This is a genomic window from Amycolatopsis eburnea, assembly GCF_003937945.1.
Classification (GTDB): Bacteria; Actinomycetota; Actinomycetes; order Mycobacteriales; family Pseudonocardiaceae; genus Amycolatopsis; species Amycolatopsis eburnea.
Genome location: NZ_RSEC01000060.1, coordinates 618,499 through 627,755 on the forward strand (window position 1 = coordinate 618,499; position 9,257 = coordinate 627,755).

Sequence of the window (9,257 nt, forward strand, 5' to 3'; positions counted from 1 at the left end):
AGGGCGTCAGTGCGCCGGCGGGGAAATTCCGAGTTCGTTGTCGATGAAGGCGAAGACCTCGTCGGCCGACGCGTCGGCCAGCTGCGCCTTTTCCGGCGCCGGCTCCGCGCTCCACCGGTTCAGCAGGGACTTCAGCCGCATTTCGACGCGCAGCCGGAGGTTCTCGTCGGTTTCGAGGTCGCCCAGCGACGCCTCCAGCTGGTCCAGCGCGCCGAACGCCGACTCGCCGGGAGTGCCGCCGGGGGTGATCTCGGCCGCCAGGAACCGGGCCAGCGCGACCGGTGTCGGGTGGTCGAAGACGGCGGTGGCCGCCAGCCGCAGGCCGGTGACCTCCCGCAGCCGGTTGCGGACCTCGACCGCGGTCACCGAGTCGAACCCGAGGTCGCGGAACGGCCGGGTGCTGCCGATCGCGTCGGCGCCGCGGTGGCCGAGGACGACCGCGGCTTCGGTGCGGACCAGGTCGAGCACGGCCCGGTCGCGTTCGGCAGGCGGCAGCCCGGCCAGCCGCTCGCGCCAGCCGGCCGCGGCGCCTTCGTCGAAGCGGGTCTGCTCGGCCTCCAGCCGGGCCAGTACCTGCCGGACCGCGGGCAGGTCCTCGATCAGCGGGCGGCGCCGCGACGCCGTGAAGGCCGGCACGAACCGCTCCCAATCGACGTCGGCCACGGCGAGGAACGTCTCGTCGCGGTCGAGCGCGCCCTGCATGGCCGCCACCGCGCGCTCGGGCGCCATCGGCCGCAGGCCGCGGCGGCGCAGCTGCTGCTCGCCTTCGTCCTGCGCCATGCCGCCGCCGGCCCACAGGCCCCAGGCCACCGAAGTCGCCTTGACGCCACGGGCGCGACGCTGTTCGGCGAGCGCGTCCAGGTAGGCGTTCGCGGCGGCATAGGCGCCCTGGCCCGCGCTGCCCCACACACCGGAGTTGGAGGAGAACAGCACGAACGCTTCGAGGTCGTCGCCGAGCAGCTCGTCGAGGTGCGCGGCGCCCGCGACCTTGGCCGCGAGGACGTCTTCGAACTCGTGCAGCCCGGTCTCGGCCAGGGTGCTCGACTGCGGCAGCCCGGCGGCGTGCACAACGGCCGTCGGCGCGTGCTCCAGCCCGGCCAGCAGTTCTTCGACGGCCTTGCGCTCGGCGACGTCGCACGCGGCGATGGTCACCACGCAGCCGAGTTCCCGCAGTTCGTCGGCCAGTTCCACCGCACCGGGCGCGGCTTCGCCACGACGGCTGGTGAGCACGAGGTGCTCGGCGCCGGACCGGCCCAGCCAGCGGGCGACGTGCGCGCCCAGCGAGCCGGTGCCGCCGGTGACGAGCACGGTGCCGCGCGGCCGCCACGGCTCCCCCGCGGGCGCCGGCCGGGCCGGGCGCAGCCGGCGGGCGAGGATGCCCTGGGCGCGGATCGCGAGCTGGTCTTCGCCGCCGGAATCGGCCAGCACTCCGGCCAGCCGGTCGGCGGTGCGTTCGTCCACAATGGCGGGCAGGTCGACGAGACCGCCCCAGATCCCCGGGTACTCCAGGCCGATCACGCGGCCGAGGCCCCACAGCTGCGCGGGCACGCTCGACGGCGGCGCGTCGTCGGCCCCGGTGGTGACCGCACCACGGGTGATGATCCACAGTGGAGCGTCGATCCCGGCTTCGGCCAGCCTCGGCGCCAAAGCGGCCGTCGCCGCGACGCCCGAAGCGATCAGCGGGTGACCGGGCAACGGCTCTTCGTCCAGCCCCAGCAGGGAAACCACACCGGCGTACTCGCCCGGCGGCAGTTCCTCCACAGTGGCCGTGACGACGTCTGCGCCGCGGGTGGCCAGGGCGTCGAGCACCGAGGTCGCGAAGGCCCCGGCAGAACCGAGGACCAGCCAGCGCCCGGACAGCAGTGGCAGGGCCGGTTCGACGACCGGCGACCAGCTCACCTTCAGACACCAGGAGTCTACAGTGGACTCCTCGGTGCGCCGGGAGCGCCAGCGGGTCAGCGCGGGCAGGACCTCGTCGAGCGCGCCGCGGTCGACGCCGAGGACGCCGGCCAGGTCGTCGGTTTCTTCGAGCGCCGTCCAGAGCCCGTCCTCGGCCGGGGCCACCGCGGGGGCCGGGTCCAGCCAGTACCGCTGGTGGTCGAAGGCGTACGTCGGCAACGGAACCAACCGGGCGCCTTCGCCGAACGCGGGCGTCCAGTCGACGTCGACGCCGTGCACCCACACCTCGGCGAGCGACGTGTACAGCCGCTCGAGGCCGCCTTCACCGCGGCGCAGGGTGCCGGCCACGACGGCTTCGTCCACAGTGTCCTGGACGCTCATCGTGAGCACCGGGTGCGAGCTGCATTCGATGAAGGTGCCGTAGCCGTCCTCGGCCAGCAGCCGCGTGGTCGCGTCGAACAGCACCGGGTTGCGCAGGTTGGTGTACCAGTAGCCGCCGTCGAGCCCGGCGGTGTCGATCGGCTCCGCGGTCACCGTGGAGTAGAAAGCGACTTCGGCCGGCCGCGGCGAGACCGGCGCGAGCAGTTCGCGCAGCTCGGCTTCGATCGCTTCGACGTGGGCCGAGTGGGAGGCGTAGTCGACCGGGATCCGCTTCGCGCGGATGCCGTCGGCGTCACAGGACGCCATCAGCTCGTCGAGGGCGGACGGCTCGCCGGACACCACGACCGCGGCCGGGCCGTTCACCGCCGCGACCGAAAGCCCGTCGGTCAGGCGAGCCTCGACGGTTTCCCGGGACGCGGCCACGGAAACCATTCCGCCGCGCCCGGCCAGCGCCAGGATCGCCTTGCTGCGCAACGCGACCACGCGGGCAGCGTCCTCGAGGGACAGTGCGCCGGCGACCGCGGCCGCGGCGATCTCGCCCTGGGAGTGGCCGATGACGGCGTCGGGGTGGACGCCGTGTGCCCGCCAGGCCTCGGCCAGCGACACCATCACGGCGAACAGCGCGGGCTGCACGACGTCGACCCGCTCCAGCATCGCGGAGTCGCGGATGGCGTCGGTCAGCGACCAGTCGACGAACGGCGCCAGCGCGCGTTCGCAGTCCCGCATGCGGGCCGCGAACGCCGGCGACGTGTCCATCAGGTCCAAAGCCATCCCCACCCATTGCGAGCCCTGCCCGGGAAAGACGAAGGCGACCTTGCCCCCGTGGCGGGCGCTGCCCCGCACCAGGCCGGGAACGGCCCGGCCGTGGGCGAGCGCGCCCAGGGCGTCGTGGCCGCTGTGCTCATCGGCGGCCACGAGCACCGCCCGTTGTTCGAACGTAGACCGGGAATTCGCGAGGGAGTACCCCACATCTGCGGCCCGGACCCCCTGTGCGGCCCCTACGCGCGCCTGCAGCCGGCGCGCCTGCCCGGCCAGGGCAGCGGGGGACTTCGCGGACAGGACCCAGGGCACCGGGCCGGTCGCGGCGGGCCCGGACGGCTCCGGCGCGACCGGCTCCGGTGCGGCTTCGAGGACCGCGTGGACGTTGGTGCCGCTCATCCCGAACGACGACACCGCGGCCCGGCGCGGCCGTCCGGTTTCCGGCCACGGCAGGTTCTCGCCGACCAGCCGGACGTTGCCCGCCGTCCAGTCCACATGGGACGACGGCGTGCCGGCGTGCAGCGTGGCGGGCAGCAGGCCGTGGCGCAGGGCCAGGACCATCTTGATGATCCCGGCGACGCCGGAGGCGGCCTGGCTGTGGCCGATGTTGGACTTCACCGAGCCGAGCCACAGGGGGTGCTCGCGGTCGCGGCCGTAGGTGGCCAGGATGGCCTGGGCCTCGATCGGGTCGCCGAGCGTGGTGCCGGTGCCGTGGGCCTCGACGGCGTCGACGTCGTCGAAGGTCAGCCGGGCGTTGGCCACGGCCTGGCGGATCACCTGCTGCTGGGCGGGGCCGTTGGGGGCGGTGAGGCCGTTGGAGGCGCCGTCCTGGTTGACCGCCGAGCCGCGGATCACCGCGAGGACCTCGTGGCCGTTGCGCTGGGCGTCGGCGAGCCGTTCGACCAGCACGACGCCGACGCCCTCGGCCATGCCCATGCCGTCGGCGTCGTCGGAGAAGGCCTTGCAGCGGCCGTCGGCGGCGAGCGCGCGCTGCCTGCTGAACGCGACGAACGACGCCGGGGTCGACATCAGCGCCACCCCGCCGGCCAGCGCCATCGTGCACTCGCCGTTGCGCAGCGACTGGCAGGCCAGGTGCAGCGCGACCAGCGACGACGAGCAGGCCGTGTCGACGGTGACCGCCGGGCCGGTGAGCCCGAAGGTGTAGGAGATCCGGCCGGAGACGACGCTGGCCGCGCCGCCGGTGAGCAGGTGTCCGGCCGAGCTGTCGGGCTGGGCGAGCCCGATGCCGTAGTCGGCGTAGTTGGTGCCGACGAACACGCCGGTCGCGCTCCCCCGCAGGCTCTCCGGGTCGACGCCGGCGCGTTCCATCGCCTCCCACGTCGTCTCCAGCAGGAGCCGCTGCTGGGGGTCCATGGTGAGCGCCTCGCGCGGCGAAATGCCGAAGAAGCCCGGGTCGAAGTCGCCCGCGTCGTGCAGGAACCCGCCGTGGCGGGTGGTGCTGGTGCCCTCGCGGTCGGGATCGGGGTCGAACAGCGCGTCGGTGTCCCAGCCGCGGTTGACCGGGAATCCGGTGATGGCGTCGCCGCCCGCGGTGATCAGCTCCCAGAGGTCCTCGGGGCTGGTGATGCCGCCGGGGTAGCGGCAGCTCATCGCGACGATCGCGATCGGCTGGTCGTCGGCCACCGCGACGACGGTCTCGGTGACCGCGGTCGTGGCGCCGAAGAGGCCGTCGAGCAGGAACGCCGTGATCCGCTCGGCGTTCGGGTGGTCGAAGGCGAGGGTCGCGGGGAGGCTCTGGCCGGTCTCGGCGGCCAAGCGGTTGCGCAGCTCGACCGCGGTGAGCGAGTCGAAGCCGAGTTCCCGCAGGGCCACGCCCGGGGCGACGGCGTCCGGGCCGTCGTGGCCGAGGACCGCCGCCGCGGTGGCGCGGACCAGCTCCAGGACGGTCCGGGTGCGGTCGGCCGGGGACAGGCCGGCCAGGCGTTCGCGCAGGCCACCGGTGGCGGCCGGGGCCTGGGTCTCGACGGCCAGTGCGCGGCTGACCTCGGGCAGCTCGTCCAGCAGGGGGCGGGGCCGCAGTGCGGTGAACACCGGCGCGAACCGCGCCCAGTCGACGTCGGCGAGCGCGAGGAACGTCTCGTCGTCGGCCAGCACCTGCCGGAGCCCGGCGAAGGCGAGGTCGGGGTCGAGGAACGGCAGGCCCTGGCGCAGCAGGCGGCTCGCGTCGAAGTCCTGGTTCTCCTTGGCGTTGTCCCAGGGGTTGACGGCGTTCCAGACGCCCCACGCCAGCGACGTGGCCCGGAGGCCGCGGGCACGACGGCGCTCGGCCAGGGCGTCGAGGTGGGCGTTGGCCGCCGCGTAGGCCGCGTGGTCGCCGCTGCCCCAGACGCCGGCGATCGAGGAGAACAGCACGAAGGCGTCGAGGTCGCGGTCGAAGACGGCGTCGAGGTTCTCGGCACCGAGGACCTTCGCGCGCGCGACGGCGGCGAACTCCGCGACGTCGGTGGCGTCGATCGAGGCCAGCTCGATCAGCGCGGCGGCGTGGATCACCGCGCTGAAGTCGTGGCGCTCGGCGAGGGCCTGGACCTCGGCGCGGTCGGCGATGTCGCAGGCCTCGAAGGTGACGGGGACGTCCAGCGCGGCGGCGAGTTCCGCGGCGCCGGGGGCCTGGTCGCCGCGGCGGCTGGCGAGGACGACGTGCTCGGCGCCGGTGTCCTGGAGCCAGCGGGCGATCCGCGGGCCGAGCGCGCCGGTGCCGCCGGTGACGAGCACGGTGCCGCGCAGCGACCACTTCCCGCTCTTCGACGCGGGCGCGCGGACCAGGCGGCGGACGAGGACTCCGGAGTCGCGGACGGCGAACTGGTCTTCGTCGCCGGCGGTGGCCAGGATCGCGGCGAGCCGTCCCGCGGCGCGGTCGTCGAGGTCGGCGGGCAGGTCGACCAGGCCGCCCCAGCGGTTCGGGTGCTCGAGGCCGATGACGCGGCCGAGTCCCCAGATCTGGGCCTGGGCGGGCGACGGCGAGTCCGTCGCGACGGCGCCGGACGTAAGCAGCCACAGCGGCGCGGTGATCTCCGCGTCGCCGAGGGCTTGGGCGAGCAGGAGCGTGCCCGCGACGCCGGACGGCAGCTCGGGGAACTCAGGGTGCGGCCGTTCGTCGAAGCCCAGCAAGGAAAGCACGCCTACCGGGTTCGGCTCGGCTTCGCGCAGGCGGGCGGCCAGGCTCTCGCGGTCCCCGGTCACCTCGACCGGCACGACCTCGACCCCGAGGGCGTCCAAGACGGCCGCATCCTGCCCCGGCGCGACCACGACGACCCAGCGCCCAGGCGGCACTTTCACGTGAAAGTGACGTGGAGATCCCCCCTCCGGATCACTTTCACGTGAAAGTGCGGGGCTTGGGCGCCAGCGGATGTCGTAGCGCCAGGAGTTCACCGTGGACTTGTCGTGGGCGGCGCGGCGCCAGTCGCTCAGCGCGGGCAGCAGCTCGCTCAGCGGGATCTCGGTGTCGACGCCGAGGGTGTCGGCGAGGGCCTGGAGGTCGTTGCTGTCGACGACCTCCCAGAAGCCGTTGTCCGCCGGAGCGGCCGCTACGGGCGTGCCGGGCTTCAGCCAGTAGTGGCGGTGCTGGAACGCGTAGGTGGGCAGGTCGACGCGGCTCGCGCCGGCGAAGTACGGCGTCCAGTCGACCTTGACGCCGCGTACGTGCGCTTCGGCGACTGAAAGCGCGAAGCGCGCGAAGCCGCCTTCGCCGCGACGCAGCGAGCCGAGCGCGACGACGTCTTCGCCGATCGCCATCGTGAGCACCGGGTGCGGCGAGGCCTCCACGAACGTGCCGAAGCCCTGGCTCTTCAGCTGCTCGACGGCGATGTCCAGCCGGACGGTGCTGCGCAGGTTCGTGTACCAGTACTCGGCGTCGAGCGCGCTGCCGTCGATCCACTCGCCGGTCACCGTCGAGAAGAACGCCGTCTCCCCCGCTCGCGGCTCGATCGGGCCGAGCACCTCCAGGAGTTCTTCGCGCAGCTGCTCCACCTGGACGGAGTGGGACGCGTAGTCCACCGGGATGCGCCGGGTCCGGACCTCTTCGCAGGCGGCCATGAACTCGTCGAGCGCTTCCGGCTCACCCGAGACGACGGTCGCGGCGGGACCGTTCACCGCGGCGATCGAGATCCGCTCGCCCCACGGCCGGGCGAGTTCTTCGGTCCGTTCGCGCGAAGCGGCCACGGACACCATCCCGCCCGCCCCTGCCAGCGCGAGGATCGCCTTGCTGCGCAGCGCGACCACCCGCGCACCGTCCTCAAGGGACAGCGCACCCGAGACGACGGCGGCGGCGATCTCCCCCTGCGAGTGCCCGATCACGGCGTCCGGGCGCACGCCGTGGGCAGCCCACAGCGCGGCCAGCGACACCATCATCGCGAACAACGCGGGCTGCACGACGTCGACGCGGTCCAGGTCGATGTCTTCGTCCAGCAGCGAAAAGCCGGTGTGCGGTTCGAGTGCCCGGGCGCATTCGGTGAAGCGCGCGGCGAAGACCTCGGACGTCGCCAGCAGCTCCGTCGCCATTCCGGCCCACTGGGCACCCTGGCCCGGGAAGACCATGGCGACCTTGCCGCTGCTCCCGGCGGTGCCGGTGACGACGTTCGGCGCGGGAACGCCGTCGGCCAGCGCGCGGACCCCGGCGAGCAGGCGCTCCCGGTCCTCGCCGACGACGACGGCGCGGTGCGCGAAGGTGGACCGGGTTGTCGCCAGCGAGAACGCGACTCCGGCCGGGTCGGCGTCGATTGTGGACAGCCGTGCGGCCTGCTCTCGAAGCGCCTCTGGCGACTTCGCCGAGAGCACCCACGGCAGCACCGCACCAGCGGCCGAGGCGACCGGCGATTCCTCTTCGGACTCTTCCAGGATGATGTGCGCGTTGGTGCCGGAGATCCCGAACGACGACACCGCGCCCCGGCGCGGCCGGTCGGCGGTCCAGTCCCGGCCTTCCTGCAGCAGCTCGACCGCGCCCTCGGCCCAATCGATCTTCGTCGACGGCGTCCCGGCGTGCAGGGTCGGCGGCATCCGGCGGTTCCGCAGCGCCATGACGAGCTTGATGATGCCGCTGACCCCGGCCGCCGCCTGGGTGTGGCCGATGTTCGACTTGACCGAACCGAGCCACAACGGCTCCGGCCGGTCCTGGCCGTAAGTCGCCAGCAGGGCCTGCGCTTCGATCGGGTCGCCCAGCGCGGTGCCCGTGCCGTGCGCCTCCACCAGGTCGACGTCCACAGTGGACAGCCGGGCGTCGGCGAGCGCGTCGCGGATCACGCGCTGCTGCGACGGGCCGTTCGGCGCGGACAGGCCGCTGCTCGCGCCGTCCTGGTTGACGGCCGAGCCGCGCACGACCGCCAGCACCGGGTGGCCGAGGCGCCGCGCGTCGGACAACCGCTCGACCAGCAGCATGCCGACGCCTTCGCCCCAGCCGGTGCCGTCGGCGCCCTCGGCGAACGCCTTGCACCGGCCGTTGCCGGACAGGCCGCCCTGGCGCTGCATCTCGGTGAACATGCCCGGGTTGACCATCACCGCGGCGCCGCCGGCGAGCGCGAGGTCGGATTCCCCGCGCCGCAGCGACTGCACGGCCAGGTGCAGCGCGACCAGCGACGACGAACACGCGGTGTCGACGGTGACGGACGGGCCTTCGAGGCCGAGGACGTAGGAGATGCGGCCGGACAGGACGCTGGTCGCGGTCCCGGTCATCAGGTGCCCGGCGACGGCTTCGGCGTCCTCCCCCGCCCCGGTGGCGTACCCCTGGTGCGCGGCGCCGACGAACACCGCGGCCCGGCTGCCGCGCACCGTCTCCGGGACGATTCCCGCGCGCTCCAACGCTTCCCACGAGGTCTCCAGGAGCAGCCGCTGCTGCGGGTCCATCGCGAGCGCTTCCCGCGGCGAGATGCCGAAGAACCCGGCGTCGAAGAGGCCCGCGTCGTGCACGAACCCGCCCTCGGCGGCGAACCCGGCGTCACGGGTGTCGGGCCAGCCGCGGTCGGCCGGGAACCCGGACATCGCGTCGCGGCCGCCGTCCACCAGCTGCCACAGGTCCTCGGGCGAACGGACGCCGCCCGGGAACCGGCAGGCCATCCCGACGATCGCGATCGGCTCGTACCCGGCGTCCTCCACCTCCTGGATGCGCTTGCGGGCGCGCCGGAGGTCCGCGGTCACCTTCTTCAGGTATTCCCGGAGCTTCGCGTCGTTGTCCATCAGGCCCCATCCCGTCGGTGCGTGGCGTCCAT

Annotated in this window: 1 protein-coding gene; it reads right to left on the minus strand. The window is 73.8% G+C overall.

Features of this window, described 5'->3' with window-relative positions:
- Positions 1-6: 6 nt before the first annotated feature.
- Positions 7-9,228 (minus strand): type I polyketide synthase, encoded by a 9,222-nt coding sequence (locus tag EIY87_RS38460; RefSeq protein ID WP_404800136.1) that lies wholly within the window; start codon positions 9,226-9,228, stop codon positions 7-9.
- Positions 9,229-9,257 lie beyond the last annotated feature (29 nt).